This is a genomic window from Thalassospira sp. ABL2_045 (genome assembly GCF_056161285.1).
The window spans coordinates 199,249-226,051 of record NZ_JBSWYV010000002.1 but is presented as its reverse complement, the minus strand read 5'-3'; the positions used below and the strand labels follow the sequence as shown (position 1 = coordinate 226,051).

At 56.0% G+C, this 26,803-nt stretch carries 26 protein-coding genes; 15 read left to right on the top strand and 11 right to left on the bottom strand.

Annotation, left to right across the window (positions count from 1 at the left end):
- The first annotated feature begins 4 nt into the window (after positions 1-4).
- Positions 5-2,449: a GcvT family protein gene (locus ACXAIA_RS05205; protein ID WP_475348405.1), complete on the top strand. Its 2,445-nt coding sequence runs from the start codon at positions 5-7 to the stop codon at positions 2,447-2,449.
- A 54-nt stretch (positions 2,450-2,503) separates the two neighbouring features.
- Here the strand turns inward: ACXAIA_RS05205 and ACXAIA_RS05200 are convergent, their stop codons facing one another.
- A complete protein-coding gene (locus ACXAIA_RS05200) occupies positions 2,504-2,710 on the bottom strand; it encodes a helix-turn-helix domain-containing protein (protein WP_475346567.1) in 207 nt (68 codons plus the stop codon).
- Positions 2,710-3,264: a DUF2975 domain-containing protein gene (locus ACXAIA_RS05195; protein WP_475348404.1), complete on the bottom strand. Its 555-nt coding sequence runs from the start codon at positions 3,262-3,264 to the stop codon at positions 2,710-2,712. Before ACXAIA_RS05195 ends, ACXAIA_RS05200 begins: the two co-directional genes overlap by 1 nt.
- 176 nt (positions 3,265-3,440) lie before the next feature.
- Between ACXAIA_RS05195 and ACXAIA_RS05190 the strand changes: the two genes are divergently transcribed.
- Positions 3,441-3,875: an ArsR/SmtB family transcription factor gene (locus ACXAIA_RS05190; RefSeq protein WP_475348403.1), complete on the top strand. Its 435-nt coding sequence runs from the start codon at positions 3,441-3,443 to the stop codon at positions 3,873-3,875.
- Positions 3,876-3,982: 107 nt separating this feature from the next.
- On the top strand, positions 3,983-6,388 hold the full coding sequence (locus ACXAIA_RS05185; protein ID WP_475348402.1) for a heavy metal translocating P-type ATPase: 2,406 nt from the start codon (positions 3,983-3,985) through the stop codon (positions 6,386-6,388).
- Positions 6,389-6,435: 47 nt separating this feature from the next.
- Here ACXAIA_RS05185 and ACXAIA_RS05180 read toward each other — a convergent pair whose 3' ends face one another.
- Together ACXAIA_RS05180 and ACXAIA_RS05175 are read right to left on the bottom strand one after the other, a co-directional pair.
- A complete protein-coding gene (locus ACXAIA_RS05180; protein WP_475348401.1) occupies positions 6,436-7,362 on the bottom strand; it encodes a sugar kinase in 927 nt (308 codons plus the stop codon).
- Between the two features lie 21 nt (positions 7,363-7,383).
- On the bottom strand, positions 7,384-8,430 hold the full coding sequence (locus ACXAIA_RS05175) for a D-TA family PLP-dependent enzyme (protein ID WP_475348400.1): 1,047 nt from the start codon (positions 8,428-8,430) through the stop codon (positions 7,384-7,386).
- Positions 8,431-8,602: 172 nt separating this feature from the next.
- Here ACXAIA_RS05175 and ACXAIA_RS05170 point away from each other — a divergent pair, with 172 nt between their 5' ends.
- Genes ACXAIA_RS05170 through ACXAIA_RS05145 form a run of 6 tightly spaced genes read left to right on the top strand, consistent with a single transcriptional unit; the run spans position 8,603 to position 12,793 of the window.
- Positions 8,603-9,451, top strand: coding sequence for a transporter substrate-binding domain-containing protein (locus ACXAIA_RS05170; RefSeq protein ID WP_475348399.1), 849 nt, complete (start codon positions 8,603-8,605; stop codon positions 9,449-9,451).
- Between the two features lie 27 nt (positions 9,452-9,478).
- The gene (locus ACXAIA_RS05165; protein WP_297023265.1) at positions 9,479-10,141 is read left to right on the top strand and encodes an amino acid ABC transporter permease; all 663 of its coding nucleotides are present in this window, start codon (positions 9,479-9,481) and stop codon (positions 10,139-10,141) included.
- Positions 10,142-10,152: 11 nt separating this feature from the next.
- Positions 10,153-10,812 carry an amino acid ABC transporter permease gene (locus tag ACXAIA_RS05160; RefSeq protein ID WP_475348398.1) on the top strand — a complete coding sequence of 220 codons (660 nt, stop codon included), beginning with the start codon at positions 10,153-10,155 and terminating at the stop codon, positions 10,810-10,812.
- A 10-nt stretch (positions 10,813-10,822) separates the two neighbouring features.
- Positions 10,823-11,587: an amino acid ABC transporter ATP-binding protein gene (locus ACXAIA_RS05155; RefSeq protein ID WP_475348397.1), complete on the top strand. Its 765-nt coding sequence runs from the start codon at positions 10,823-10,825 to the stop codon at positions 11,585-11,587.
- Positions 11,588-11,606: 19 nt separating this feature from the next.
- Complete coding sequence (locus ACXAIA_RS05150; protein WP_044828368.1) at positions 11,607-11,993, top strand: RidA family protein; 387 nt, start codon at positions 11,607-11,609, stop codon at positions 11,991-11,993.
- Positions 11,994-12,034: 41 nt separating this feature from the next.
- Entirely contained in the window at positions 12,035-12,793 is a 759-nt protein-coding gene (locus tag ACXAIA_RS05145) for an IclR family transcriptional regulator (protein ID WP_475348396.1), read from the top strand.
- 441 nt (positions 12,794-13,234) lie between these two features.
- Here ACXAIA_RS05145 and ACXAIA_RS05140 read toward each other — a convergent pair whose 3' ends face one another.
- The 4 genes from ACXAIA_RS05140 to ACXAIA_RS05125 form a co-directional block, all read right to left on the bottom strand.
- On the bottom strand, positions 13,235-14,374 hold the full coding sequence (locus tag ACXAIA_RS05140) for a DUF1513 domain-containing protein (RefSeq protein WP_475348395.1): 1,140 nt from the start codon (positions 14,372-14,374) through the stop codon (positions 13,235-13,237).
- Positions 14,375-14,398: 24 nt separating this feature from the next.
- A complete protein-coding gene (locus ACXAIA_RS05135; RefSeq protein ID WP_475348394.1) occupies positions 14,399-15,526 on the bottom strand; it encodes an imelysin family protein in 1,128 nt (375 codons plus the stop codon).
- A 68-nt stretch (positions 15,527-15,594) separates the two neighbouring features.
- Positions 15,595-17,058, bottom strand: a complete 1,464-nt coding sequence (locus tag ACXAIA_RS05130) for a di-heme oxidoreductase family protein (protein WP_475348393.1) — start codon at positions 17,056-17,058, stop codon at positions 15,595-15,597.
- Between the two features lie 105 nt (positions 17,059-17,163).
- On the bottom strand, positions 17,164-18,432 hold the full coding sequence (locus ACXAIA_RS05125) for an imelysin family protein (protein ID WP_475348392.1): 1,269 nt from the start codon (positions 18,430-18,432) through the stop codon (positions 17,164-17,166).
- A 344-nt stretch (positions 18,433-18,776) separates the two neighbouring features.
- Between ACXAIA_RS05125 and ACXAIA_RS05120 the strand changes: the two genes are divergently transcribed.
- A complete protein-coding gene (locus tag ACXAIA_RS05120) occupies positions 18,777-19,478 on the top strand; it encodes a cytochrome b/b6 domain-containing protein (RefSeq protein WP_475348391.1) in 702 nt (233 codons plus the stop codon).
- A 214-nt stretch (positions 19,479-19,692) separates the two neighbouring features.
- Here ACXAIA_RS05120 and ACXAIA_RS05115 read toward each other — a convergent pair whose 3' ends face one another.
- Positions 19,693-20,157 carry a c-type cytochrome gene (locus tag ACXAIA_RS05115; protein WP_475348390.1) on the bottom strand — a complete coding sequence of 155 codons (465 nt, stop codon included), beginning with the start codon at positions 20,155-20,157 and terminating at the stop codon, positions 19,693-19,695.
- 204 nt (positions 20,158-20,361) lie between these two features.
- Here ACXAIA_RS05115 and ACXAIA_RS05110 point away from each other — a divergent pair, with 204 nt between their 5' ends.
- The 4 genes from ACXAIA_RS05110 to ACXAIA_RS05095 all read left to right on the top strand — a co-directional run bounded on the left by ACXAIA_RS05110 (position 20,362) and on the right by ACXAIA_RS05095 (position 24,186).
- Entirely contained in the window at positions 20,362-21,900 is a 1,539-nt protein-coding gene (locus ACXAIA_RS05110) for an NAD-dependent succinate-semialdehyde dehydrogenase (protein ID WP_475348389.1), read from the top strand.
- A gap of 523 nt (positions 21,901-22,423) precedes the next feature.
- Positions 22,424-22,585, top strand: a complete 162-nt coding sequence (locus tag ACXAIA_RS05105; protein ID WP_475346555.1) for an RSP_7527 family protein — start codon at positions 22,424-22,426, stop codon at positions 22,583-22,585.
- Positions 22,586-22,749: 164 nt separating this feature from the next.
- Complete coding sequence (locus ACXAIA_RS05100; RefSeq protein WP_475348533.1) at positions 22,750-23,538, top strand: alpha/beta fold hydrolase; 789 nt, start codon at positions 22,750-22,752, stop codon at positions 23,536-23,538.
- A 24-nt stretch (positions 23,539-23,562) separates the two neighbouring features.
- The gene (locus tag ACXAIA_RS05095; RefSeq protein ID WP_475348388.1) at positions 23,563-24,186 is read left to right on the top strand and encodes an NUDIX domain-containing protein; all 624 of its coding nucleotides are present in this window, start codon (positions 23,563-23,565) and stop codon (positions 24,184-24,186) included.
- 6 nt (positions 24,187-24,192) lie between these two features.
- Here ACXAIA_RS05095 and ACXAIA_RS05090 read toward each other — a convergent pair whose 3' ends face one another.
- A complete protein-coding gene (locus ACXAIA_RS05090; protein ID WP_475348387.1) occupies positions 24,193-24,915 on the bottom strand; it encodes an SDR family NAD(P)-dependent oxidoreductase in 723 nt (240 codons plus the stop codon).
- 122 nt (positions 24,916-25,037) lie between these two features.
- On the opposite strand from ACXAIA_RS05090, the gene ACXAIA_RS05085 reads away from it, so the two are divergent.
- Positions 25,038-25,427, top strand: a complete 390-nt coding sequence (locus tag ACXAIA_RS05085) for a hypothetical protein (RefSeq protein WP_475348386.1) — start codon at positions 25,038-25,040, stop codon at positions 25,425-25,427.
- A gap of 69 nt (positions 25,428-25,496) precedes the next feature.
- Here the strand turns inward: ACXAIA_RS05085 and ACXAIA_RS05080 are convergent, their stop codons facing one another.
- Entirely contained in the window at positions 25,497-26,786 is a 1,290-nt protein-coding gene (locus ACXAIA_RS05080; RefSeq protein WP_475348385.1) for a polyhydroxyalkanoate depolymerase, read from the bottom strand.
- Positions 26,787-26,803: the final 17 nt, after the last annotated feature.

The following is a 26,803-nucleotide window of genomic DNA, read 5'->3' as shown; positions in this document are numbered from 1 at the left end:
ACCAATGTCTGTTCCTGATAAAGCGCGTGTTGTCATCATTGGTGGGGGTGTCATTGGCTGTTCGGTGGCCTATCACCTGACCAAACTTGGTTGGAAAGATGTTGTCTTGCTTGAACGCAAGGAACTGACATCTGGCACCACCTGGCATGCGGCCGGGTTAATCGCCCAGTTGCGCGCGACCGCCAACATGACCCGCCTTGCCAAATATTCCCAGGAGCTTTACGGCACGCTTGAAGACGAAACCGGGGTTGCCACGGGCTTCAAACGCGTTGGCGCAATCACGGTGGCCCTGACCGAGGACCGCAAGGAAGAACTGTTCCGGCAGGCCGCCATGGCCCGTGCATTTGGCGTTGAGATCGAGGAAATCTCACCTGCTGAGGTTGGAGGTTACTACCCGCATGTCAATCTTGATGACGTGACCGCGGGTGTGTATCTGCCCAAAGACGGGCAGGGCGATCCGGGAAATATTGCGTTGTCGCTCGCGCGCGGTGCGACCAAACGCGGGGCCAAGATTTATAGCCGCACAAAGGTGACTGGCATGCGCAAACAGGGAGCACGCATCACTGGCGTTTCATGGCAATCCGAAGATGGCGATCAGGGTGAAATTGCCTGTGATATGGTTGTCAACTGTGCGGGCATGTGGGCGCGTGATGTCGGCAAAATGGCCGGGGTCAATGTGCCGCTGCACGCGTGTGAGCACTATTATATCGTCACCGACAATGTCCCCGATCTCGGCAACTTGCCGGTCCTGCGCGTGCCAGACGAGTGCGCCTATTACAAGGAAGATGCCGGCAAGATCCTTTTGGGGATGTTTGAGCCGAAGGCAAAGCCATGGGGCATGAACGGCATTCCCGACAGTTTCGAGTTTGACGAGCTCCCGCCCGATTTCGAGCATTTCGAACCGATCCTTGAAATGGCAATCAATCGGTTGCCACTTCTGGGGCAAACCGGCATTCATACCTTTTTCAATGGTCCGGAAAGCTTCACGCCCGATGACGCCTATCACCTTGGTCTGGCACCAGGCATGGAGAATGTCTGGGTTGCGGCCGGTTTCAATTCGGTCGGTATTCAATCGGCCGGCGGGGCTGGCATGGCGCTGGCGCAATGGATGGAAGACGGCGAGAAACCCTTTGATCTGGGGGATGTCGATATCGCCCGCATGCAGCCATTTCAGGGCAATAAAACCTATTTGACGGAGCGCGTTTCGGAAACGCTCGGCTTGCTCTATGCAGATCACTATCCGTTCCGGCAAAAGGCAACGTCACGCGGTATTCGTCGTTCTCCCCTGCATGAACATTTGGCAAAGAACGGTGCAGTGTTTGGCGAGTTTGCCGGATGGGAACGTGCCAACTGGTTCGCCAACCCGGGTCAGAAACCGGAATATGAATATAGCTGGAAACGGCCGAACTGGTTTGACAATGCCAAGGCAGAGCATCTGTCGATCCGAACCGGTGTTGGTCTGTATGACATGTCGTCCTTTGGCAAAATCCGGGTCGAAGGGCCACATGCAATGGCCTTCCTTAACGACATCTGCGGTGGCGAGATGGACGTGCCGGTTGGCAAGATCGTCTATACCCAATTCCTGAATTCACGCGGCGGGATCGAGGCCGATGTGACCATCACCCGCCTGTCGGAGCTGGTGTATCTTGTTGTCACACCGGCGGCAACGCGGCTGGCTGATGAAACGTGGATGCGCCGCCATATTGACGATCATTTGGTCGTCATTACCGATGTCACAGCGGGCGAAGCGGTGCTTGCTGTGATGGGGCCGAAATCACGTGATTTGTTATCCACCGTATCGCCCAACGATTTTTCAAACGCCGCCAACCCGTTTGGCACGGCACAGGAAATCGAAATCGGCATGGGGATCGCGCGTGCCCACCGCGTTTCCTATGTTGGGGAGTTGGGTTGGGAGATTTATGTCAGTACCGACATGGCGGCCCATGTGTTCGAAACGTTGCTAGCAGCGGGGGGAAGCCATGACCTGAAGCTGTGTGGTTTGCACATGATGGATGGTTGCCGTATCGAGAAGGGCTTCCGCCACTTCGGGCATGACATCACCTGCGAGGATCATGTGCTTGAGGCCGGGCTGGGTTTTGCGGTTAAAACCGACAAGCCTGATTTTATTGGCCGGGATGCGGTTCTCGCCAAACGTGAAAGCGGTCTGAAACGCCGTATGGTGCAGTTCCTCCTGAGCGATCCGGAACCGCTTCTGTTCCATAACGAACCGATCCTGCGCGATGGCAAGATTGTCGGTCACCTGACATCGGGGGCCTATGGTCATCATCTCGGTGCTGCTGTCGGGATGGGCTATATCGGATGCGAAGGCGAGACGGCCAACGACATTCTGGCATCAAGCTATAGCATCGATGTCGCTGGAACAGTGGTGAGCGCCCAAGCATCCCTGCGTCCGTTCTACGACCCGTCCGGGGATCGGATGAAGGTTTAAAACGGACGCGTTGTCGGGATTTATTGTACTCGGCTTGTGTGCCTGGGCCGAGCACTAATCTGGTTGAAACTCCAAAAGGTCGCCCGGTTGGCATTCGAGTTCCGTGCAGATGGCGGAGAGCGTTTCAAATCGCACACCACGCACTTTGCCGGACTTCAAAAGTGAAAGGTTTTGTTCGCTGATCCCGATCCGGGCGGCGAGCTCTTTGGATTTCATCTTGCGGGTGGCCAGCATGACATCCAGTCGGACAATGATGGCCATCAGACGAAGCTCCGGTTTTCGTCATCAATCCGTGCTGCTTCGCCCAGTACCCAGGCAATCACAAGAATCAGTCCGCCAAGAAACAGTGTGCTGGCTTCGGCATTGCTAAGTCCGATGGCGAGAATCCGCTCACCTGCCGGGTGGTGGAAGGTTGCAAGAACCGAGGTTGCCGCACCTGTTAGCGGTTTGATCAGGGTTTGCGCCATAAGAGCGATCCCAAACGCCTTGAGGTGACGGATGGGTTCTGTCTGGAAAATGGCGTTATGTGCAAAGGCACCAAACATCTTGCGCAAGCGATAGATCCCATAGGCCAAAACAAGTGACGGGATCATCATTACCGACATGGTTGCGTATTTCTGCCAACCAGACAGGGCATGGAGATCGGCAAGGCTGACGGTCATCTGACTGGCGCTGGTTTCAACCCAGCCCGGCGCGTACCAGATAAGTGGCACGACAAGGATCTGAAAAATGATGGCAATCGCGCAGACCCAGTAAAGAAGCGTGCTGATGGTGCGCACTTTCTGAAGCGTATCAACTGCTTGGGTTGGGGGCATCTGTGGGGCTCCTGAATGCTGAATTTCAAATCACGTTACGTAATTCATGTAAAACATGAATAAATTATCGAAAAGAGTCAATGGTATTTGTTTCAGGCCTGTCTGAAGCGGCGGCGATCTGCGAGCATTTTCACGTGCCCCTTGCCTTGTGCGGGCGGGCGTGGAAAATAGTCCCCATGTCAGAGAGCAAAACAAAATCCCGCACGCCCGTTACTGTCACCGACCCTGATGATTGTCAGGAATGCGACACTGCTGCCCGTCTCGGTCTGAGTTCTGAGCAGGGCGAAGCTGTTACCCGTGATGCGTCAAGGGCAACTGGGCAGAACCTGTCTTTGCCGGATATCGAAGCGGCCGCAAAGATATTTGCCCTTCTGGGCGATGCCGGGCGCTTGCAGCTTGTCTTGCGCTGCATGGAAAAGCCCCAGACGGTTTCTGAGCTGGCAGAGGCGACCAATATGTCGCAATCGCTTTGCAGCCATCATCTCCGCCATTTGCGCGATCAGCGTATCCTGGCATCCGAGCGGCGCGGGCGGCATATCCTGTATCAAATCGATGATGACCACATTTCACATGTCGTGCGCGATACCTTTGCGCATGTGACACACGACTAGCTGAGCTCGACATTCAAATATTCATTTGAATGTCCTTGACAGGAAGTCATCTGCAAAATACGTTCGCCTTAATACATGAACGGAAATTTGATTGTTTGAGGTGATGGATGTCTTTCATCGCGAAATGGACGGATGTGCCGACTGTCGGTTCCTGCGCGCATTGCCGGGAAGCGGTTCTCAAGGCGCTGACGCAGGCGATGCCGCATCAAAGCTTTTCTGATGACGGGCAGGGGATTTCGACCCCGGCCCAGCTGGGTGATGATGACAACGCCACCCTTCAGAAAATTCTCAAGGATCAGGAAACGGGCATCGTCCATTATCAATGGCATGTCTCGGGCATGGATTGCGGATCTTGCGTCGCAAAGATCGAAACGGCGCTGGGCCGCATGGATGGTGTTGCCTGTGTCGATGTTTCCATGATGCGTGAAAGCGTCACTCTGGGGTTCACCGCTGATAAGGCGGATCAAAGCCAGTCCGTCTCCCCGACACTTGGCAAGCTTGGCTATCCAGCAGAACAGAAAAGCACGGCCACCAGCGGTGATGGTGCAAAGCCATCCTGCGGCACGTCCTGCTGTGAGGATGCCGCGGGGAATGACGGGAATGGGGAAGGTACCGTGTCGCCGCCCCAAAGCCTGTTGCGTCGCATAGCGCCATGGTCTGCGGATAATGACGAGATCGCCTTTGCCGCCATTTGCCTTGCATTGGGTGGGGTGATCGGGGCGATCTTACCGGCAACAGTGCCTTATGCGATGTCCGTGGCCTCCCTGCTGGCGGCCATGCCAGTGATGAAAAAGGCCATTCGGCTTGCGCAAAGCGGGGCGATCTTCTCGATCGAGCTTTTGATGTCAGTGGCCGTCATCGGCGCGGTTGCCATTGGCGAAAGCCTTGAGGCCGGAATGGTCGTGTTGCTGTTTGCCATTGGTGAACGCCTTGAAGGTGTTGCGGCTGGCCGGGCGCGAAGCGGGGTCAAGGCGCTCATGAAGCTTGCCCCGGAAACCGCTCGGCGGGTTTCGGGCGATGGGTTTGAGGCCGTCTCCCTCAAGCAGCTGGCAATCGGCGATCTCATCGAAGTCCGCCCGGGTGAGCGCGTGCCATCCGATGGTGTGATCGAAACTGGTGCGGCCGAGATCGATAACAGTCACCTGACGGGTGAATCCGTTCCGGTCTATAGCGACGTTGGCGCCGAGGTCTTTGCCGGGGCCATCGTGACGGACAGTCCTGTGCGGATTTCTGTCACCCGGAGGGCCGGGCATACGATGCTTGACCGCGTAATCGAACTGGTTGAGCAAAGCGAGAAACACAAGGCCCCTGTCGAGCGCTTTGTTGCCAAGTTTGCCCGCATCTATACCCCCATCATCATGGGTCTTGCCCTGGCAACGGTCATGATCCCGCCCGTGTTGTTCGGGCAGGGCTGGGAAGAATGGATCTATCGTGGTCTCGCCCTGCTTCTGATTGGTTGCCCTTGTGCGCTGGTCATCTCCACCCCGGCGGCTGTGACCTCGGCCCTTGCCCGGGCAACAAAGATCGGCCTTCTGGTCAAGGGCGGTGCTGGCCTGGAGTTGATCGGGGCGGTGCGCACCATGGCGTTTGACAAGACCGGGACGCTGACCGAAGGAAAACCGAAACTAAGCGCGATCAAGGCGGCAGAGGGATATGGCGAAAACGGCATTCTGACGATTGCCGCTGCCCTTGAGGCCGTCACATCCCATCCCTTGGCGCGTGCGGTTGTTACTGCCGCAGAGAACCGAAGTCTTGAGCTTCCGGTCGTCGAGCAGACCCGAACCATCGCGGGGGCCGGCGTCGAAGGACGCATTGATGGTGCTTTGTATCAGGTCGGCGCTGCCAAACGTCTGAGTGGTATGCCGGGTGGCGAAATGGGCGACTGGCTATGCACACAGGAAGAAGATGGCAGTACGGCTGTTGTCGTTCTGAAAGACGGGCAGGTGATCGGGGCGCTGGCGCTCCGCGATGTGGCGCGTGGCGATGCAAAACAGGCTTTGGCAGCGCTCAACAAACTGAACATCACACCGGTAATGCTGACCGGTGATGCCGACCGTGTTGCGAAGCGCATGGCCGCAGAGCTTGGCATGGAATATCGCGCCGAACTGATGCCAGAGGACAAATTGAATGCGCTCGCTGCCCTTCGGGATGATCCCAAGCGTTCTGGCCCGGTAGCCATGGTCGGTGATGGCATCAATGATGCCCCGGCACTGAAATCCGCCGATGTCGGGATTGCGATTGGCGGTGGCACGGACATCGCGCTTGAGGCAGCTGATGCGGTCGCGGTCAAGGCCCGGCTGGGGGATGTCGTCAATCTCGTGAAACTGTCACGCAGTGCAAGGCGGGTGATCCGCGAAAACATCGCCATCGCACTTGGGCTCAAGGCGGTCTTCCTTGTCACATCCATCACCGGCCTGACCGGATTGTGGCTGGCCGTTCTGGCCGATACCGGGGCGACAGTACTGGTGACGATCAACTCGCTGAGGCTTCTGATCGCCTTGCGCAAGCTGTAATGACAAAGCCAAGTCAGGCGAAATACCAGACTTGGCTTTTAAAGCGGTCATGGTGATATGGGTTGCAACCCGTTCGTGACGTCGGCGGGGATAATCGCACCACGATGTGTGATGACTTTTGCTGCCAGTTCGTGGCCGGACAAGGTTGCCGCCGCCCCGTCCTCGCCCTCGATCAGGGCGGCCAAAAAGCCGGCATTAAAGCTGTCACCGGCAGCCGTGGTGTCGACGGCCGTGACAGGATTGGGGATCGCGATATGCGTGATATCACCATGATCATAAAGCAAGCAACCATCTGGACCCTGTTTTATGACAATCATTGACGGACCAAGCTTGGCGATCCGATCAATTGTTGCCTGTGCTGTTGCGTCACCCCATAAAAGCGCCTCGTCTTCAAAGGTTGGGAGGATGAGATCGGACAAGGCCGTGATGCGAGCATAAATCTCACGCGCCTGATCATGCTTTCCTTCCCAAAGCTTTGGGCGGAAATTGCCGTCAAAGGCGATTTTGCCGCCTTTTGCCTTACAGGCTTCCAGCGTTTGTAGCAGCAACGCCATGTCATCTTCTAGGACATGCAAGCTGATGCCCGAAAGATAAAGCCAAGCTGCATCTTCAAATGCCTGCAGATAGCTGGGGGAGGCCAGTGATAATGTCTGGCGTGCGGCCGACTGGTTGCGCCAGTAATGGAAAAAACGTTCGCCGTCAGCGCGGTTGGTTATCGAGTATAAGCCGGTATTCGCGTGCTCCGTGCTGATCAGAAACGCGTCGCTGACCTGATTGCCTTGGAGCTCGGCGCGGATCATATCGCCAAACGGGTCTGTCCCGACGGCGGAGGCAAATGCGCTTTTGATACCAAGGCGGCCCAGATAAACTGCGGTGTTGAACGTATCACCGCCGACCTTCACGCTGGTATCGGCTGTCGGACTGAATGAAATTTCACCCATGGCCTCGCCAATGCAAATGACATCAACAGACATCACAAAACTCCCTTGGGTGAATTAGCGCAGCATGCCACGTGCCGCGACAGGCATTTCCGTCATTTCGCCGGTTTCATCTTTGACCCAGATGGTCGGAAAAAGATTGGAAACGACGCAGATGTGGTTGGGGATGATCGAAATGATGTCACCGACCGCCGGATTCCAACCACTATCACCAAGCTCGATGATGCCGTGTTCTTCGGACAGGCCAACAATCGAAGCATCAGCTGCCTCGCGCACCATGCCAAACCCTTCGAGCCCCAGAAGATCGGAGCTGAGCGCCTTTGAGCCGGCATCAATGATCGCACGTGTTTTTGTCGGGCGGGAAACCACCGTTGCTTTAACCACGGCAGCACAGTCTTCAACACCACAGGCACCGCGCGCAACAAGGGAACGGTCATTGTAGATATAAGTGCCCGCGCGGTGCTCGGTTGCGTGGTCAAAGGCCGCAAGTGTATCCATGTTCGGCGTACCGCCGGTGGATACAACCGGGCATGCAATGCCGGCAGCCTGGATCAGCTTCTTGGCATCGGCCAACCATTTATCGACATCGTCGGAATGATCCATCGGCGGATAGGTCATCAATCCGCCAAACCTTAAGCCCGGCAGACCGTTGATCTGCGATGCGAGTTCGCAAGCTGCAATCGGGCTTTGGACTCCACACCGACCTGCACCCGTGTCGCATTCGACCAGAACCGTCAGATCGATCCCTGCATTGGCGAAGTGCGAAGAAAGGCCTTCGGCCACCGTCGAATTATCGCAGGTCACCGATAGCTTGCATTTCTTGGCCAAGGCCAACAAGCGATCCAGCTTGGCGTCACCGATCACATTGTAGGTCAGCAATATGTCGCTGAGGCCGCCCTCAGCCATCACTTCGGCCTCACCGATCTTCTGGCAGGTGATGCCGATGGCGCCAGCTGCGACTTGCCGGTTGGCGAAAAACGGCAGTTTGTGCGTTTTGATATGCGGGCGCGTCTGCAGGCCTGCCGCATCGGCAAGCTTCTGGAAACGCGCAATGTTTTCGTCGACGACCGGAAGATCAATCACAAGGCAGGGAGTATCAAACATGCTGGTTCCTGGTGAGTTTGAGGTTGGCGCTCTCAGCTTTTTGCAAAACGAAATTGACATATCTTGAACGCCGCTGCTAGGGTAAATCCGAAATAACGGCATGTATTCCGTTATAACGGAAAAATAAGAAACGGTTCAAGAATGTGTGGCTTATTTGAAACTGGAGACAGAAATGACATTTCTTAAAACCCTGGCAGTAGCGACTGTCATGACCGCAACCGCTGTTTCGGCAGTTGGTTCCGCATCGGCCCAGGAAGCAAGCAAGCTTGAGGAAGTCCTTGATCGTGGCTATCTGATTCTTGGTACGGGCTCGACCAACCCGCCGTGGCACTTTGTCGATGGTGACAATCAGCTCAAGGGTTTTGACGTCGATATGGGCCGTCTGGTTGCCAAGGCGCTGTTCGGCGATCCGGACAAGATCGAATATGTTCAGCAGTCTGGTGATGCGCGTATTCCGAACCTTGTGACCGACAAAGTCGACATGGCCTGCCAGTTCATGACGGTGACTGCCGAACGTGCACAGCAGATCGAATTCACCATTCCTTACTACCGCGAAGGTGTTGGCCTGCTGTTGATGGCAAATGGTGACTATGCCGATTACGACGCGCTGAAAGCAGCTGGTGATGACGTTACTGTTGCCGTGCTGCAGAACGTCTATGCTGAAGAGATGGTGCATTCCGCACTGCCCGACGCAGAAGTCGATCAGTATGACAGCGTCGATCTGATGTATCAGGCGCTGAACTCCGGGCGTGCCGAAGCGGCTGCAACTGACCAGTCTGCCCTTCGCTGGTTCATGGTTCAGAACCCGGACCGTTATGAGGATGCCGGTTATGCCTGGAACCCGCAGAGCTACTCCTGTGGCGTGAAGCCGGGCGATCAGCGTTGGTTGAACTTCGTCAATACCGTGCTGCATGAAGGCATGACCGGCGTTGAGTTCCCGTTCTATGCGGAAAGCTTCAAGACGTGGTTTGGTGAAGAACTCGACACGCCGAAAATCGGTTTCCCTGTCGAGTACAAGTAATCAACGCCAGCATTCGGGAATTCCGCTTTGAATTACGATTTCAATTTTGACGTCATCTGGCGTAACTGGGATCTCCTCGCAGAGGGTCTGGGGCTTGGCCTGTTTCTGGCCGTTGTCTCGATTGCGATCGGATGCGGGATCGGTCTTCTGGCGGCGTTCGGGATGCTTTCGCGTCATAAAACCTTGCGCTGGATCGCGGTGGCTTATGTCTCCGCGATCCGCAATACCCCGATCCTTGTTCTCATCCTGTTTTGCTATTTCGCGCTGCCGCAGCTTGGCATCGCACTGGACAAAATCTCGTCCTTTGTTTTTACGCTGTCGATCTATGCTGGCGCGTATCTGGCCGAGGTGTTCCGTTCCGGTCTGGTGGCGTTGCCAAAAGGTCTGCGTGAAGCGGGGCTTGCAATTGGTTTGACCGAGTTCAAGATCAAAACCAACATCATCATTCCGGTGATGTTCCGCAATGTGCTGCCGTCACTTTCAAACAACTTCATCTCGCTGTTCAAGGACACGTCTCTGGCTGCTGCGATCGCGGTGCCGGAGCTGACCTTTTATGCGCGCAAGATCAATGTCGAAAGCTTCCGTGTGATTGAAACATGGATGGTCGCCTCAATGATCTATGTGGTTGCCTGTTATGTGATCGCAGCACTCCTGCGCCGCCTTGAGCTGCGCCTTGCAGTTCCGCGCTAAAGGGGTATCAGATGAACTTTTCTCTTTTCCTGACTGAACTTTGGAACGCGCGGCTCAGCCTGCTTTCGGGTTTGGGCGATACCATCCTGATATCTGTGGCATCGGTCGTGCTTGGTTCGATCCTTGGCGTGTTTGTCGGTTTGGCGATGACTTACGGCGCGAAATGGCTGCGCTTTATCGTGCGCTTGTATATCGACTTCTTGCGTGGAACGCCGGTGTTCGTGCTGATCCTGGCGTGTTTCTACATTCTGTCGGTAGTTGGTCTTGACCTGACGGCGTTTCAGGCCGGTGTTCTCGCACTTACGCTGTTTTGTTCTTCGCATGTTGGCGAGATCGTCCGAGGCGCTTTGTCCGCCATTCCACAAGGTCAGACCGAGGCAGCCAAATCCGTTGGTCTGACATTCGGACAAACCTTTGTTTATGTGCTGCTGCCGCAAGCCTTGCGTCAAATCCTGCCAACCTGGGTCAATACGGCGACCGAGATCGTCAAGGCATCGACGCTTTTGTCGATCATTGGCGTTGTCGAGCTTCTTCTCGCCACGCAGCAGGTTATCTCGCGCACCTATCTCAGCCTTGAGTTCTATCTCTTTGCGGGCTTTGTCTATTTCCTTTTGAACTTCGTGATCGAGCAGGCCGGTCGTGCCGTCGAACGCCGCATTTCGATCCCATAAAGAGGCAATCATGTCCCCAATTTTGACTATTTCCGGCCTTCACAAAAGTTTCGGCAAGGTCGAAGTCCTCAAGGGCATCGATCTGACCATGCAGCAAGGCGACGTCGTTTCGCTGATCGGATCGTCCGGTTCGGGTAAAACCACGCTTTTGCGCTGTGTGAACCTTCTCGAAGACTTCGAGCAGGGCTCGATTGAACTGGCTGGTCAATCCATCGGTTACAAGCAGGACGGTGGTCAGCGACGTCGCCTGCCAGAACGCGAAATTGCCCGTCAGCGTGCCATGACCGGCATGGCGTTTCAGCAATTCAACCTGTTCCCGCATATGACAGCCCTTCGCAATGTCATGCTGGGTCTGATCAAGACCAAGAAAATGCCCAAGGACGAAGCCCGCGCAGTTGCTGAAAAGTGGCTTGAGCGTGTCGGGATGGGCCAACGTCGCGATCACTATCCCGGTCAGCTTTCCGGTGGGCAGCAGCAGCGCGTGGCAATCGCACGTGCCATCGCCATGAACCCGCAAATCATGCTGTTTGACGAAGTGACGTCGGCCCTTGATCCCGAATTGGTCGCAGAGGTGCTGGCCGTTGTTCGCGATCTGGCCAATGAGGGCATGACCATGTTGCTTGTGACGCACGAGATGCGTTTTGCGCGCGATGTTTCAAGCAAGGTCGTCTTCATGCATCAGGGACGCATTCACGAAGAAGGCACCCCCGAAGAAATTTTCGGCGCGCCGAAAACCGAACGTTTGCAGGGCTTCCTTGCAAATTCAGAATTTTGAGAACGAGGAGATATTTTTAATGAGCATTAAAAGACACGGTGTTGGCGAAGGTAAGGGCAACGGTCAGAAGGCACTGCCGTTTGCCAAGGCAACCGAAGCCGACGGATGGCTGTATGTATCGGGCCAGACCCCGATGCGTGACGGTGAAGTTGTTGGTAACGGCATCGTTGAACAGTCCCGTATCGCGATCGAGAACATGCTCAAAATCGTCGAAGACGCCGGTTACAGCGCGGCTGACATCATGCGTATCGGTGTCTGGCTTGATGACGCGCGTGATTTCTGGTCCTTCAACGGCGTGTTCGAGGAATATTTTGGCGAAAATCCCCCGGCACGTGCTTGTGTCCAGTCGTCAATGGTTGTTGATTGCAAAGTAGAGGTCGACTGCATTGCCTTCCGTAAGGCATAACTGTCTGCAACTATTGCGCTAAGACGTTAAGAGAGGGGTTTATGGCAGAACAGCAGGTACGAAAGCGTGCGCGTGGGATTGATCGTGCGTTCGATATTCTTGACCATCTGCGTGATGTCAAAACCTCTCAGCGTCCCGCCGAGATCGCCCAAGCCTTGGGGGCGCCGACTTCTACGGTCTATGATCTGATCGGAACACTGATTGATCATGGCATGCTTGAGACGACCGATGCCCATGGTTCGGTCTTTCTCGGTCGGCGGGTTTATTTTCTGGGACTTGCCTATCGCGACTATTTCGACCTGACCCGTCAGGCGGCTGGCGTGCTGGATGAAATCACCGCCAGCACCAAGGAAACGTCGCAGTTCTGTATGCTGGACGGCAACAAATATACCGTCGCCCTTCAGCGAGAGGGCAGTCGCCCATTTCGCATCTCTGCCGATGTTGGCGAACGCACAGCCATCCCCTGGACGGCGTCTGGTCGGTTGTTGCTGGGGCATCTTGATGATCAGGAAATCCGCGACCTGATCCCGGCAGAAGACTTTATCCTGCCCGATGGGCGTCAAATGGATATCGATGCCTATATTGCCGAGATCCGTCGTGCACATGAAGAACGCTTTTTCTCGTTCGACAGCATCGTTGATACCTTCACGCATTGCTTCGCCGCACCGGTCTATGATCAGAGTGGTATTTGTTCAGCAACGCTATGTATCGTCGCGCCAAAGGATGACGCGCGCGAAAACTACGGGCTTTACAAAAACGTTCTTCAGGCGGCCGGTGACAAGCTTTCCAAGACGGTCTGACCCAACAAGACATATATCTTCTGCGCTCACCCGGATTGAACATCCGGGTGTTTTTGTTTCTGCATGTCTTCGGAATGGAAATCAGTCCCCGAAAAGAGAAAGCGGCGGTTATCGTTTCCCGCATCGATAACCACCGCTTTTCCACCTTGAGAGACCTACGGAGAGAGAGGACCCGTAGGCGAGAGACAAGCCGTTTTGGGGACAAATGCGAATGGGTTGCATTCGCGGGCTGTGTCGAGAACCGTTATAGGTGAGCTCCAAATGCAGCGCAAGTGAAAATCGTTCTCATTTGCGTAAAATTTTTGGTTGAGTATTTGCTGATGTAAATATCCCGATAAGAACAGTCGGTTAAGGGGGCGGTTTTCTGCGGTTTTCAGCGCTGTTAAATAACAAAACCCGCACGGTTTGTGCGGGTTTTGAATGTCTTGCCGATTGCCCTGATCAGGCCTGAATACGCCGCAAATGGTTGTCCCAATGCAGCGATTTGTGCGAATCGTCGGGCAGTTCGACCCGTTTTCGGCGAATCGCGTCCATCCGCCAGCCATTGCCAAGGCCGCTGGTGCCGACAAATTCGCCGGGCTGATTCGTGGCGGCAAGGCCGCAGCCATCCGGGGCGGCAATATGGGTCAGGAAGTCATTGGTTTGCGCATCCCAGAATGTCACAAGCCCCCCCCGCGGGCATGAAATGCCAAATACCTGTCCCGATGCATCAAAACGGACCGATCCGCAATATTGCCGCATGCGGTATTGAACCGTGTCGGGTGCCTCGACCGGGCGGATTTCCGACCCCGGTTTCCAGATACCGACAAGTGGCACCTGATCAGTCAGATCGCCCTGATACTGGAAGCCTGCGGCAATCGTGCCATTGGCGGCGACATCAAGATGGCGGATCGAAAGTTTGTGCCAATCCTGTTTGAGGGCTGCCTGATGGACAAGCTTTCCCGTGCGCCGTTCAATGATCGACAGGTTCGGTTCCATCGAACTGATATTAAGCGGGGTGCGGCCATCCTGATCGGGATGGGTATGCAGGCCGCCATTGGCAATCACCAGATGTTCGCCATCCGGCATCAGATGCAGTTCATGCGGCCCGGTGCCAAAGCTGTCAAACTCCGCCACCCGGCGATAGCCATCCTCGGCATCCCAGACGGAAACAACCCCGCGGGCATGATCAAAGTCGTTTTCGGTGATGTAAAGATAGCGCCCATCATTGGAATAGATGGCATGGCCATAAAACCGGCGGTCTTCCGGGCAATGCAGTTTGGCGCGAACTTCGCCGGTATGGCGGTCAAGGATCAGGCCATAAAGCCCCGGACGGCGTTCAACGGCGGCCACATCAACATGGTTGGGGCGAAGCCCGATATCATGCCCACGGCCGGGCAGGGTCTGCTCAAACAGGATTTTGCCCGATGCGCTAAACGCGCTGACATAATAGTCATCATGCTCCCCGGCACTGGCGGAAATATAAACTGCGCGGTCTTCCGGGTTTGGCTGGGCAGCCGCACGGGCAAGGCCGACCGGCAACAGGGTAAAGGCCCCACCAACACCCATAAGCTTCAGGAATCTACGACGTTGATATTCCATCTTTGATCTCCTCTCCAGTGTGCCTTAATCGCCATCAAGGGCGTTAAAGCCACCGCCAAGCTGGGTATTGCCGCCAACATCGTTTTCAACAAGCATGGTCAGGAATTCGATCTGCCCTTTGAGGTCGGCGAGCGTGGCATAGCCATCTGACTGATCAAGGACCTCTGCGACCGACGGCGGCAGTTCAGCAACCGTGTCAGCAACCGTCTGCCAATTGAGCTTGAAGGAGCGATTGAGAAGACTGTTATCAATCAGGGCAGCCAATCCCTTGCCTTCTTCGCCGACATCGCCCCACGTGCCGTCATAGATCGCAAACAGACCAATCAGGTTATGTTCGATATTGCGAAGCGACCGTTCCGCAAGCGGGCTTTCGGAACGGCTGGCACGGGCATCCTCGGCATTTTCACCAAGCGGTCGGGCAAGCTTCTGGGTCGAGATGATCAAAAGCCCTTCATGCAGGGCACGGTAAAGATCGGTCGCGGCGAACTTCGCGCTGGGATAATCCATGCTGTCGGGCCCGGCATTTTCCATCGCGGTGGCAAAGGCGGGCCATTCGGCCTGCAACTCGCCTGACAGAGCAACAAGGTTGGTGGCAATCGCAGTGCCGTACTGGCACAGGAACACGCCGTCTTCATCAGCCGCAATCATCTGATCACCGTGATCATCGGCGAACAGCACTTCTTCAAGGGCCGGGAAACCCTGAAGCGCGGCACTGGCACCGGCAAGCTTTTCGGGATCGGTATAGGCAGCTGGCTTGTCAAACATCAGCTTGCGAAACTGCCGCGCGGCCGTGCCATGTTTGTCCGGCCAGTATTCGATATGCTGATCGCGGCCATTGGCAACCAGCGGTCCCATGCGCCAGGGCTGGATTTCCTGCCAGATATCCATTGCCCCGTGAAAGGCGGTCTTGGTGTCTTCAAGTCCGTCATCATCCGGATCGGCACAGAAATCCTGGAATTCATCGGCCAGGTCTTCGGTCGCCGCGTGAAATTCATCAAGCTTGGGCGGCATAACCGTGCCCAGCAAATGCGCCAGAACCGGCTGATAGCTCTCATCGGGGATATCGGCGTTGGCACCGGGGGCGCTCAACCCAACAGCAAGAATGGTCGTGGTTGAAAGCGACAAGCTGCGCCAACTGGGTTTGAAGATCATGTGACTTTTCCCGATATTCACGTGTTTTGGCATCTGACTGGGTATCTTGTTCCGCAACATATAACGCGTCACAAGGACTTTAGAAACGCCAGCAACTGACTGCGCTCTGATGGTGGCAGCTTTGTGACCTCATCGCGCGCGCTTTGGGCCTCGCCACCATGCCACAGGATGGCTTCAAGAATGCTTCTCGCCCGCCCGTCATGCAGGAAGCGTGCGCGGGGATCTATTTCCTGCGCGCGGCCAATCCCCCAAAGCGGCGGGGTGCGCCATTCATGGCCGGATGCTTGTGCCTCTGGCCGGTGGTCGGCAAGGCCGTCTCCCATGTCATGGAGCAACAGGTCTGTGTATGGCCAGATCACCTGTCCGGATTGTTCGGGCAGGTCAGCACGTTCGGGCAATTCAAAGTGCGGCGTATGGCATGATGCGCACCCAATTGCCTCAAAGATTGCCTCGCCCGCGACGACGTCCGCATCATTGGCCTTGGGCCGGGCTGGCGGGGCTATGTTGCGCGCGTAATACAATACAAGGTCCGTCATGACGGAATGAACTTCGAGGCCTTCGAATTCCTGGTCATTGCCATCTGGCGCATTGAGGCAGGCCGTTTGCGCCATGGTGCAGTCCCCGCTGCCATTCGGGAAAAGCGGGGTTGAAAGGCCGATATCAAACTGAAACGCATTCTGGTTTTGCTGATCAAGGGTCGGCATGCCGGCCTTCCAGCCAAAGCGGCCAATCGCCATGTCTTCCTTTGCAATATCCCAAACCTGATTAAGCCGCCCTGAAATGCCATCGCCGTCTGCGTCCTGCGGATCACTGGCCGCAATCAGGGTGCTTTCTGGGATTGCTTCCAGCAGGCCAAGCCCGATCATTGGCGGGGCAAGCCGCGGGGAGACCATGATATCGGGATGCAGTGGCCCGTAGGCCAGATTGGTCATCTCATAGGTCGGTTTGCGCAAGCTGACGGACTCGTCCCCGGCAAGCGTGACGTCCATGGTCTCGTAGCTGACCTTGACCCGGCCTTCGGCATTGATGCCTGCAACCGAGAAATCCTGAAACTGCCCGCCATAAACCGGATCTGGAATGGTGGTGCGCCTGCCATCCAGATGATCGCTGAGTTGCTCAGCCGTTTGCGGCGGGATCGACAGGCGCAGCAACATGGATGTGGCCCCGGCCGCGCTATCGTTTTCATCAACCGGATGTCCGCGGCCATTTCGGATATGACAGCCACTGCACGCCCGCGAATTAAACAGTGGTCCCAACCCGTCTGCCGCCTTGGTGCGGGTGGGGGCGGTGACCCATAACCTTTGAAAAAGGGCTTCACCCAGCTTGAAATCAAGCCGCTTTTCAAAGCTCATATTGGCGGATTGATGCATGAAGGCATCGCGTCCATGATCAGCACGCCAACTTGTTTCCCCACCGGGCAGGGCCGGGTTGCCGATTGTCTCGGCCTGAAGTGCGATCGGCGCCAAGGCAAGGCCAAGGGCTGCCACCCAGAACGGGCGCAAAAACAGGGAAGTGCGTGCGGGACGGTTCATGGAAGTCTTCTAACTGTTAGGTCCTAGCCCTAGGTAAAGCAAAACGGCGGGAGAATTCATCCCCCGCCGTTCACTGTCATTCAGGCAGGTGCCTGATGATAACGATTAGTTCACTGCAGACGGATTGTCGAGGCTGTCCGAACCTTCGAATTCGATACTGTCAATGCCGACAGCGGCAATGATCTGTTCGATCGATTTGGTCTGGTCGACAAGCGCATCAACAAAGGCCTGAACGACGGCATTGCCATCTTCGTTGCCCATGGCGATCAGCTGGTCAAAGGCTTCGCCGCCCTTTGCGCGGGTGACCATGACTTTACCGGCAACAACCGATGCAGCCAGCTTGGCGCGCAGTTCGGTATCAAGCGCTTCGTCATTGGCTGCAACCAGATCGGAAAGCGATGCGCCTTCGACGACCGAACCGTCAACACGGGTGTAACGGCCAAGATAAACGTTCTGGATGCCCAGCGCGTCATAGTAGTGGCTGTTGTGGGTGTTGTCCGAGAAGCAATCATGCTCTTCTTCAGGATCATGCAGCAGCAGGCCAAGCTTGGTACGCTCGCCGCCCAGTTCGCCATAAGACAGCGAACCCATGCCGGTCACAATCGCGGTCAGGCCCGGAACGCCGTCACCTTCAAGAACGGTTTCACGTGCTTCGCCGCCTTCGGCCCACTGTTCGGTGATCCATTCCAGATCGGAAACCATCAGATCGGCTGCCGCCTGAAGGTATTCACCACGACGGTCGCAATTGCCGTTGGTGCAGGCATCACCAGCTGCATAGTCGGTCCATTTACGTTCACCGGCACCGGCATCGGTCCCGTTGAGGTCCTGACCCCAAAGCAGGAATTCAATGGCATGGTAACCGGTCGCAACGTTTGCTTCGACGTCATCAATTTCATGCAGGCTTTCAAGCAGATCTGCATCAATGGTCGATGCATCAATGGTTTCGCCCGAAATGGTCAGGGTCGGGTTGGCAATGACGTTGGCGGTGTAAGCCGGGTTTTCTTCGCTTTCTTCGCCGTAAAGACCGGTTTCGACATAGTCGATCAGGCCTTCATCAAGCGGCCATGCGTTAACCTTGCCTTCCCAGTCATCGACGATGGCATTGCCAAAGCGATAAACTTCGGTCTGCTGATACGGTGCGCGCGATGCCAGCCATGCCGACTTTGCCGCATCAAAGGTGCTTGCTGACGGGTTGGCGACCAGGTCGTCAATCGCTGCCTGCAGTTCCTTGGCGGTGATCAGTGAATCTTCGTAACCGGCATGCGCGATGTCGGCATAGGTGGTCAGCACATCTTTTGCGCCCGGTGCGGCATATGCCTGCGCGCCAAGGGTAGAGACCAGCGCGGCCGTACCCAGAATCTTTGCGATCTTCATAGGAGTTCCCATCTATCCCTGAATGGTGAGCCAAGGGCCTAGTGCCCCGAGGACCAGAGTGAAACCATCCTGTGCACACCATAAAGTGCGCGCCCGGATTGTGACCCTGATCACTATGCTTCCGTCTAACTGATACTGCTTGTGATAATGAATTTCAAATAAAGAATCACGAATTTGCAAAATTTTACGTTTTCGCAATGTGATAACCACGGGTTGGCGCTAGTCTGTTGTCAGGCCTGTGCCAAGCTTTGAAAATTGATGTGTTTTTAAGTTTCCTGTTGGACAGTGCTGTATGGCGTTTTCTTGAATTTGAAAACCACTGATCGCGCAAAGAGAGAGGCCCGATGAGCAACCCGACATCAGAAGAAACAAAAGTCAAACTCTGGGATTTCCCGGTCCGCCTGTTTCACTGGGCCCTTGTCATCGCCATTGTGACGGCTTGGTGGACCAACCGGCAGGTGATGATTGATATCCACGCGATTGCCGGTTACAGCGTGCTCGTACTTGTGATCTTTCGCATCATCTGGGGCTTTGTTGGCAGTTCAAACGCCCGCTTTGCGGACTTCCTGACCGGCCCCAAGCGCGTGATCAATTACATGCTGAAGATCCCGAACGGGACGATGTCCGATCTGACCTATGCCGGGCACAATCCGGCAGGGGGCTGGATGGTGGCGGTACTGATTATTTTGGTCGGTTTGCAGGCCGTCTCGGGCCTGTTTGCCAGCGAGGATACCTTCCTGTTCTTTGATGGTCCGCTGGTAGCTTATGTCAGTTCCGACTTTGCCGGCACCATGAACTGGATCCACCACACCAATATCAATCTGATCTATGCCGCCGTCGGACTGCATGTCTTTGCCGCTGTGTTTTATCTGGTGGTCAAACGCGAAAACCTGATCCGGGCCATGGTGATCGGTACGCGCCAGGTGCCCGCTGAGCTGGCTGGGCGTTTTGCTGCCATTCGCTTTGCGTCACCTGCATTGGGGCTTGCGATCCTGATAATCTGTGCCTTGGCGGTTTGGGGTGGCATTACCCTAGCCCGCGGATAAGCCCAGGGTCAGGACCTGACTACATAGCGCCGATGATTTCTGTGATGCGCAAAACAAAAAGGCCAACGTCGCGGGAGCATGACGTTGGCCTTTGCTTTTGGAAGAAAAGGCCCCTGATCAGAATCTCGGTTGCGCTGTTGGGGGACAGTGCATGGGGGGGGGGCATCTGATCAGGGGCGGTCGCCCGGGGTGAGGCGGGCGACAAGGCAAAATGTTACTTGGTGCGGAATTCGTCGTGGCAGCCTTTGCAGGTCTTGCCAAGATTGCCCATGGCAGCCCCCATCGCACCCTTGTCGCCAACCGCTTCCGCAAGGGCGAGGGCGGCTTGCTGCATTTCCGGGAAACCGCCGGCGAATTCATCCCAGTCGGTCCAGATGTCGCCACTTGCCGTGGTTTTGACGGATGCATCCGGGGTCTGCGGCTCAAACGCGGTCGGGCCGGAACCGGCAGCAAAGGCAATGCCCTTCGCCAGATTGCCCAGAACCGGGTCGGGCAGTTCACACTGGCCCTTCATATAGCAACCAAGCGTGCCCATTGCACCGCCGACTCCATCCATCAGCATCTTGCGGTTTTCAACGGCCGCATTGTCGGATGCTTCGTCAGCCTGTGCCATCATCGGGAAAGCGGCACCCACGACCATCATAGAGCCAAGGATTCCTGCAGTAAGGAGCTTCTTCATCGTGTGTTCTCTCTTCTCAAAACGCGATAACGTATCTCTCGGGATGCAGCGCTCAGTTTAAAATTATTATATTGAGATGTAAGCATGTTGTTGCCATGAGCCCGCCGAAAGGCTTAGTGTCCCAGCAACGCCCCCGAAACTGTAATCACAAGCGCGTGATCACGATGATTTTTTTGTTGCCGCGCGCCGAGGAAACCTTCGCCCATGCCTGCTGCCACCAGCAACACCCCGCCAACCACCCAATCTGCCCCGGAACCGCAGACGCAGGATGCTCTGATCCGTGAAGGGCGCGCACGTGCGCGTGCTGTCATTCGGGACTGGAACCTGAAGCACGCTTATATCAATGGTGTGTGGCGCACCGCAGACAGCCGTGAAACCCTTGATGTTGTGGACCCGGCAAAGGGCGATGTGATTGGGGCGGTCCCGTTTATGCGTACCGCCGAAGCCCGTCAGGCGATTGATGCCGCCCATGCGGCCTTTCCGGCCTGGTCCGGGATGCTGGCACGCGAACGTGCCGATATCCTGCATCGCTGGCGCGATCTTCTCGAAGCCCATCAGGAAGAACTGGCTGCCCTGATTACGCTTGAGCAGGGCAAGCCCCTTGATCAGGCACTTCGTGAGGTGGTCGGGGCAATTGCTTATGCCGAATGGTATAGCGAAGAGGCCAAGCGGGCCTATGGTCAAACCATGCCAGCCACCCAGCGTGATCGTCGTGTTGTCGTGCAAAAGCACCCGGTGGGCGTGGTTGCCGCGATCACACCTTGGAACTTCCCGCTGACCATGGTGGTGCGCAAATGCGCCCCGGCACTGGCGGCGGGCTGTACCGTCATCGTCAAACCGGCCGAAGATACCCCGCTTTCTGCGTTGGCGGCTGCCAAACTGGCCGAGCGGGCCGGTTTTCCGGCCGGTGTGTTTAACGTGGTCACCGGCCTTCCGCATCCGATTGGCGAGGCGCTTACAGGCGATCAGCGTGTGCGCATGCTGTCCTTCACCGGATCAACCGCGGTCGGCAAACGACTGATGGAACAATGTGCGCCGACGATGAAAAAGCTTTCCCTTGAGCTTGGCGGCAACGCGCCCTTTATCGTCATGGACGATGCCGATCTTGATGCGGCTGTTGCCGGTGCGATGATTTCAAAGTTCCGCAACAGTGGGCAGACCTGTGTCTGTGCCAACCGGATATTTGTGCAGGACGGGCTTTATGATGCCTTTGTCGAAAAGTTCGTCGCCGCCAGCAACGCCCAGACCATGGGCAATGGTTTCGTGCCCGGCACAGAATTGGGTCCGCTGATCAATCGGCAGGCTGTGGCAAAGGTCGAGCGCCTTGTCGCCGATGCCCAAAAGCGTGGTGCGACCCTGATCCATGGTGCCGCACTGCCCGAAGAAGGCTTCTTTACCCGCCCGCTGGTCATGACCGATGTGCCCCATGATGCGGATTGCTTTGACGAGGAACTGTTTGCCCCGGTCGCGCCCGTCTATCGGTTCAGCACCGAGGACGAAGTGATTGCCCTCGCCAATCGTGTAAATACCGGCCTGTCGTCATATATCTACAGCCGCGATGTTGGGCGTATTCAACGTCTGGCCGATCGGCTTGAAACCGGCGTGGTCGGCATCAATGATGGCACCACCAGCCACGAAGGGGCGCCGTTTGGCGGGGTCAAGGAAAGTGGTCAGGGTCGCGAAGGCGGGCATTGGGGGCTTGAGGAATATCTTGAACCTAAATACCTCAATTACGCGCTTTAGGTTTTGAACCCGCCCGCGTAAGTGGGAGGCCTCAATTTAAGCCTGAAATCAAGGATCGTAAAACGGCAATACCGGGTAATGGTGTTGCCGTTTTTGTGTTTTGGCTAAGCTATGCAAAAATGTTTGGTCGGAGTCTGGCGAAAACGTGGGTCAAATTCATCAAATCCGAAGAAAATCCCGCCTGTGAAAAACATTTTCCCATGATTTTTCTTCTGCGGTTGAGGCGCTGAACGCGTTTTTGGCCGTGGTATTCCATTTCTCCGTGTTGCTCGATCCGTTGCGTGTTGGGAGATTTCGGCCAAAACCCCAAGGGAAATGAGCGTTTTATTTGTCATGAAACAAACATGTTAATTATGCATGATGAAAAAATGACATCCGGGTAAATAGGTATGCGTCAAATGCATATTTGAGGTGAGAAAACTCTTCTCGTAGGAATGCGCAAACAGGCGTACATCGGATTTAACGAAACACACAGCGAAACCCCGGCGGGAACAACGCCGGATGCTTTTAAGAGGAAACGGACATGAAAATGTATCGTGGTTATGATCTGGTTGCCCTGCAGCGTGAAGCTGAACATCTTCGTGCACAGGCGATGCGCAATATGCTTGTCGCACTTGTACGCAAAGTTGGTGGCCTGTTTGGCACGCACAACAAACCGCACGGCGGTGTTGCTGCTGGCGCCTGATCGCGCTGCTCAACCAAGCCCTGCGACCGTGTAAACGGTACGCTTAAAAACGCCCTCGCATCATGATGTTGCGAGGGCGTTTTTGTTTGTGCCCTTCACCTTCGCGGTTTGCATCGTTATTAAAGGGGATCGACCCCGTTCGAAACGCGCAGAAGTTGGTGTTTATGAAGCTTGCCCATTACGCCTTTGGCGAAGAAAACCGTGACAACGGTACCGTCGTGATCATCCATGGCCTGTTTGGTCAGGCCCGCAACTGGACGGCCATTGCTCGGCGTCTGGCCGAGAAATATCACGTCGTTACCGCAGATCTGCGCAATCACGGACGATCGGGCTGGGATATGGAAATGACCTATCCCGCCATGGCGGGCGATCTGGCAGAACTGATCCGCGAAGTTTCAGATAAACCGGTGCATCTGGTCGGCCATTCCATGGGCGGCAAGGCATCAATGATGCTGGCCCTTTCCTCGGAAGCCGAACTGGTCGCTGATCTGGTGGTCGTGGATGTCGCGCCCGTGGTCTATGATCACGATTACAGTGGCTATATCTCTGCCATGCGCGCGGTTGACTTCGATGCGGTGTCGCGCCGGGCCGAGGTCGAAGAAGCCCTGTCATCAGGTGTTTCGGAAAAAGGCGTGCGGCAGTTCCTGGCCCAGAACGTCGTGACCGACAAGGACAGCGGCAAGATGTCCTGGCAGGTCAATATCGATGCCATGGCCAATCACCTGGATGATATTACCGGTTGGCCCGAAGACGGGCTTTCTGATCAGTATGATCATGATGTGCTGTTTATCGCCGGGGCCAATTCGCACTATGTCGACCCCAAGGACCGCGATCAGATCAAGGCGCTGTTCCCAAAGGCCGCCTTTACCAGCATCAAGGGGGCGGGCCACTGGGTCCATGCCGAAAAGCCCGAGGCTGTCTTGCTGACCCTTTCGGCTTTTCTCAATCGCTAGGTGACAGCACAAAGGAACATCCCTGTGTCCGATCCCGATCTTCCAAATGGCTGGTCGATCCCCAAGCAGGATCACGTGCAGGTGCAGGAAATCGATTGCCTGTCGGATAACTGGTATCGCCTGTATCGTGTGGGCTTTGAGCTGAAACGCACCGACGGATCATGGCAACATCAATCGCGCGAGGCCTATGATCGCGGCAACGGGGCTGGTGTGTTGCTGTATAACCTTACTGATCGCACCGTGATCTTGACCCGGCAGTTCCGTTTGCCAAGTTTCGTGAATGGCAATGAAGACGGCCTGTTGATCGAGGTTCCGGCCGGTGTCCTTGATGACCGCGATCCGATGTCGGCCGTGATTGCCGAGGTCGAGGAAGAAACGGGCTACAAGATCGGCAAGCCCGTGCAGGTCTTTGATCTTTTCATGAGCCCGGGATCGGTTACCGAACGCCTGCATCTGTTCGTCGCCGAAGTCACCCGCGAGCATCGCGAAGGCGAGGGCGGTGGCCTGCATCACGAGGGCGAGGATATCGACGTTCTCGAAGTCCCGTTCGATGACATCCTGCCAATGATCACCGATGGCCGCATCCGCGATGCCAAGACGGTCATTTTGCTTCAGCACGCGCTTCTGACTGGTCTGCTTGCGGGTTAAGCGCTGCTACCAAGGCAGCGCCTCACCGTCATAGGCAAAGAACCCGCCGGAGTTTTCTGCGGTGAGTTTATCAAGCACCCCTAACATATTCGCCGTCGCCTCAAGCGGGCTTTGTACCCGAAGGCCGGATTTGGCAAACGGCCCGGAAAGCCCGGTATCAACCGTGCCTGGATGCAGGGCGACACAGACGGCCTCGCGTTTGTTGCGTTCGATTTCAATCGCGGTGCATTTCACCAACTGATTAAGGGCGGCCTTGGCGGCGCGATAGCCATACCAGCCGCCCATGCGATTATCGCCGATGCTGCCGACCTTGGCCGACAGGGTGGCAAACACCGATTTGCCCGATCGCGGCAGAAGCGGACAGAAATGCTGCATCAAAAGCGCGGGACCAATGGCGTTGATCTGAAACTGCTTGGCCATATAGTCCGGATCGATTTGACGCAGGGATTTTTCGGGCTGAAACGTCTCGTCATGCAGGTAGCCGGTGGCATCAATGATCAGCCGCAACTCCCCACCAAGCGTTTTGATGAAATCGGCGCATTCGGCAACGGAGCTTGGACGATCAAAGTCAAGCGCCGGGCTGCTCGACCGTGACAGCGCGATCACACCTGCAAACCGATTGCTGGCCCGCAAATGATCCACAAAAGCCTGTCCGATGCCACCTGTTGCGCCACAAACCACGGCAAGACCATCTTGGGGGAAGCGTTCAAATGCGGGCAGGGTGCTCATGTTGGCGGGCTCGTTGCTGTGGTTGATATTCTGGTTACGGCGTGGCCGTTGCGGCGGTTCACATGTGCTTGGGTGACGCGTCGTCGAAAGCTATTTCCATCACAAGCACAAAGGATTTCAAAATGGCGTTTGCATATAGCGAGGCCCAGGACGCACAGGCCGTTGCCGAGTTGCAATGGGCAAAGGCCGATACGGTCATGTTCACAAAGTTTACATCCTGCATCGGACTGATGGGGATCAAGGACGATCAGGTCATCGGCGTGCATCTGCCGCTGCGTGATGACCAGAATGCGGTGACCAATGACGATATTGATGCGGCAATTGCGCTGCTTGATGGTGCTGCAAATCCGGTGATCATCGGCGCCATCAGTGCCTGGAAGGCCAGTGCATCGGATGTGTTCGCCCACCTTGTTGATACTCTTAACCCGGTCGAACAATATCCTTACGGCGACGGGATCTATGGCGGGTCGGTCGATGATGGTCGGGTTCAGCCGGAATACACAGTCGAATAGCCCGTGTCAGCATACAAAACAGTCGCCCGTTTTGCAGCGGGCGGCTTTTTGCTTTGAGTCTTAGGTGCCTTATTCGGCAGCGTTAATGTGGGTAACGTTGGGTGCGCTGCGCGCGCCTTTGCCCTCATGATCGTGACGGCGGATGAAATCCTTGATCCGCGGGCTGATCTGTTCGCGCCAGCGACGGCCGTTAAACACGCCATAATGCCCGACACCCTGCTGAACGTGATGCATGCGCATGCTGTCTGGCAGATTGGTGGTCAGCTTGTGCGCAGCCCGTGTTTGGCCCATGCCGGTAATGTCATCGCGTTCGCCTTCGACGGTCAGAAGGGCGGTTTTGGTGATGGCAGACGGATCGACCGGCACACCCTGCCAGCGCATGGTGCCTTCGGGCAGGCTGTGTTCGTGGAACACGACCTTTAGTGTCTGAAGATAAAACTCGGCCGTCATATCCATCACGGCGAGATATTCCTGATAGAAAGTGCGTTTTGCTTCGGCGCTTTCACCATCGCCTTCGACAAGGTGGTTGAACATGTCGTGATGGGCTGAAACGTGACGGTCCCAGTTCATGCTCATGAACCCGGCCAGCTGCATGAAGCCCGGATAAACCCGGCGCATCACACCTGCATGGGGCAGCGGCACGTGCGAAATCACATGGCGTTCAAACCAGTCCAGGCTGTGCTGTTTGGCGAACTTGTTGACCTCGGTCGGGTTTTCGCGTGTATCGATCGGCCCGCCCATCAGGGTCATCGATGCCGGCTGGCAGGCTTCGTTACCGTCCGCCATCAGCGACGCTGCCGCAACCACCGGCACAGAAGGCTGGCACACCGCCATCATGTGGGTGTTCGGGCCAAGCTTGCGCAAGAAGCGCATGATATAATCGACATAGGTATCAAGATCGAAATGGCCGAGATGAACCGGCACCAGACGGGCATCAATCCAGTCGGTGATATAGACGTCATGATCGGGCAGCAACGCCTCGACCGTGCCACGCAGCAGGGTTGAAAAGTGCCCGGAAAGCGGGGCGACGATCAACAGGCGCGGGTCATCGGGTTGCGTTTTCAGATGGTCGGTCTCGCGCTTGAAATGCAACAGATTGCAAAAAGCTTCGCTGTGAACGACTTCTTCGGTGATCGGTACGGTCTCGCCGTCAATCACCGTGCTGTCCAGACCGAATTCCGGTTTGCCGTAACGATGGGTGATATGGGTGAACACGTCACATGCTGCGGCCGCGGCCCGACCCTGATGGGTATAGGACATCGGGTTGGCCGGATTGCGCAGCCACTTCTTGCTGGCATCAGCGGCCATGCGAAGCGGGCTTATTGTGGCGTGCTGCAATTCATAAAGGTGATACAGCATTAACTCTCACTCCCGGG

Coding starts and splice junctions, on each gene's coding strand:
- ACXAIA_RS05100 (WP_475348533.1), top strand. CDS start 22,750: ATGAAGCTTGCCCATTACGCCTTTGGCGAAGAAAACCGTGACAACGGT.
- ACXAIA_RS05205 (WP_475348405.1), top strand. CDS start 5: ATGTCTGTTCCTGATAAAGCGCGTGTTGTCATCATTGGTGGGGGTGTC.
- ACXAIA_RS05170 (WP_475348399.1), top strand. CDS start 8,603: ATGACATTTCTTAAAACCCTGGCAGTAGCGACTGTCATGACCGCAACC.
- ACXAIA_RS05110 (WP_475348389.1), top strand. CDS start 20,362: ATGCCTGCTGCCACCAGCAACACCCCGCCAACCACCCAATCTGCCCCG.
- ACXAIA_RS05140 (WP_475348395.1), bottom strand. CDS start 14,374: ATGGAATATCAACGTCGTAGATTCCTGAAGCTTATGGGTGTTGGTGGG.
- ACXAIA_RS05175 (WP_475348400.1), bottom strand. CDS start 8,430: ATGTTTGATACTCCCTGCCTTGTGATTGATCTTCCGGTCGTCGACGAA.
- ACXAIA_RS05185 (WP_475348402.1), top strand. CDS start 3,983: ATGTCTTTCATCGCGAAATGGACGGATGTGCCGACTGTCGGTTCCTGC.
- ACXAIA_RS05125 (WP_475348392.1), bottom strand. CDS start 18,432: ATGAAGATCGCAAAGATTCTGGGTACGGCCGCGCTGGTCTCTACCCTT.
- ACXAIA_RS05155 (WP_475348397.1), top strand. CDS start 10,823: ATGTCCCCAATTTTGACTATTTCCGGCCTTCACAAAAGTTTCGGCAAG.
- ACXAIA_RS05090 (WP_475348387.1), bottom strand. CDS start 24,915: ATGAGCACCCTGCCCGCATTTGAACGCTTCCCCCAAGATGGTCTTGCC.
- ACXAIA_RS05085 (WP_475348386.1), top strand. CDS start 25,038: ATGGCGTTTGCATATAGCGAGGCCCAGGACGCACAGGCCGTTGCCGAG.
- ACXAIA_RS05115 (WP_475348390.1), bottom strand. CDS start 20,157: ATGAAGAAGCTCCTTACTGCAGGAATCCTTGGCTCTATGATGGTCGTG.
- ACXAIA_RS05195 (WP_475348404.1), bottom strand. CDS start 3,264: ATGCCCCCAACCCAAGCAGTTGATACGCTTCAGAAAGTGCGCACCATC.
- ACXAIA_RS05180 (WP_475348401.1), bottom strand. CDS start 7,362: ATGTCTGTTGATGTCATTTGCATTGGCGAGGCCATGGGTGAAATTTCA.
- ACXAIA_RS05120 (WP_475348391.1), top strand. CDS start 18,777: ATGAGCAACCCGACATCAGAAGAAACAAAAGTCAAACTCTGGGATTTC.
- ACXAIA_RS05135 (WP_475348394.1), bottom strand. CDS start 15,526: ATGATCTTCAAACCCAGTTGGCGCAGCTTGTCGCTTTCAACCACGACC.
- ACXAIA_RS05130 (WP_475348393.1), bottom strand. CDS start 17,058: ATGAACCGTCCCGCACGCACTTCCCTGTTTTTGCGCCCGTTCTGGGTG.
- ACXAIA_RS05080 (WP_475348385.1), bottom strand. CDS start 26,786: ATGCTGTATCACCTTTATGAATTGCAGCACGCCACAATAAGCCCGCTT.
- ACXAIA_RS05145 (WP_475348396.1), top strand. CDS start 12,035: ATGGCAGAACAGCAGGTACGAAAGCGTGCGCGTGGGATTGATCGTGCG.
- ACXAIA_RS05160 (WP_475348398.1), top strand. CDS start 10,153: ATGAACTTTTCTCTTTTCCTGACTGAACTTTGGAACGCGCGGCTCAGC.
- ACXAIA_RS05200 (WP_475346567.1), bottom strand. CDS start 2,710: ATGGCCATCATTGTCCGACTGGATGTCATGCTGGCCACCCGCAAGATG.
- ACXAIA_RS05150 (WP_044828368.1), top strand. CDS start 11,607: ATGAGCATTAAAAGACACGGTGTTGGCGAAGGTAAGGGCAACGGTCAG.
- ACXAIA_RS05190 (WP_475348403.1), top strand. CDS start 3,441: ATGTCAGAGAGCAAAACAAAATCCCGCACGCCCGTTACTGTCACCGAC.
- ACXAIA_RS05105 (WP_475346555.1), top strand. CDS start 22,424: ATGAAAATGTATCGTGGTTATGATCTGGTTGCCCTGCAGCGTGAAGCT.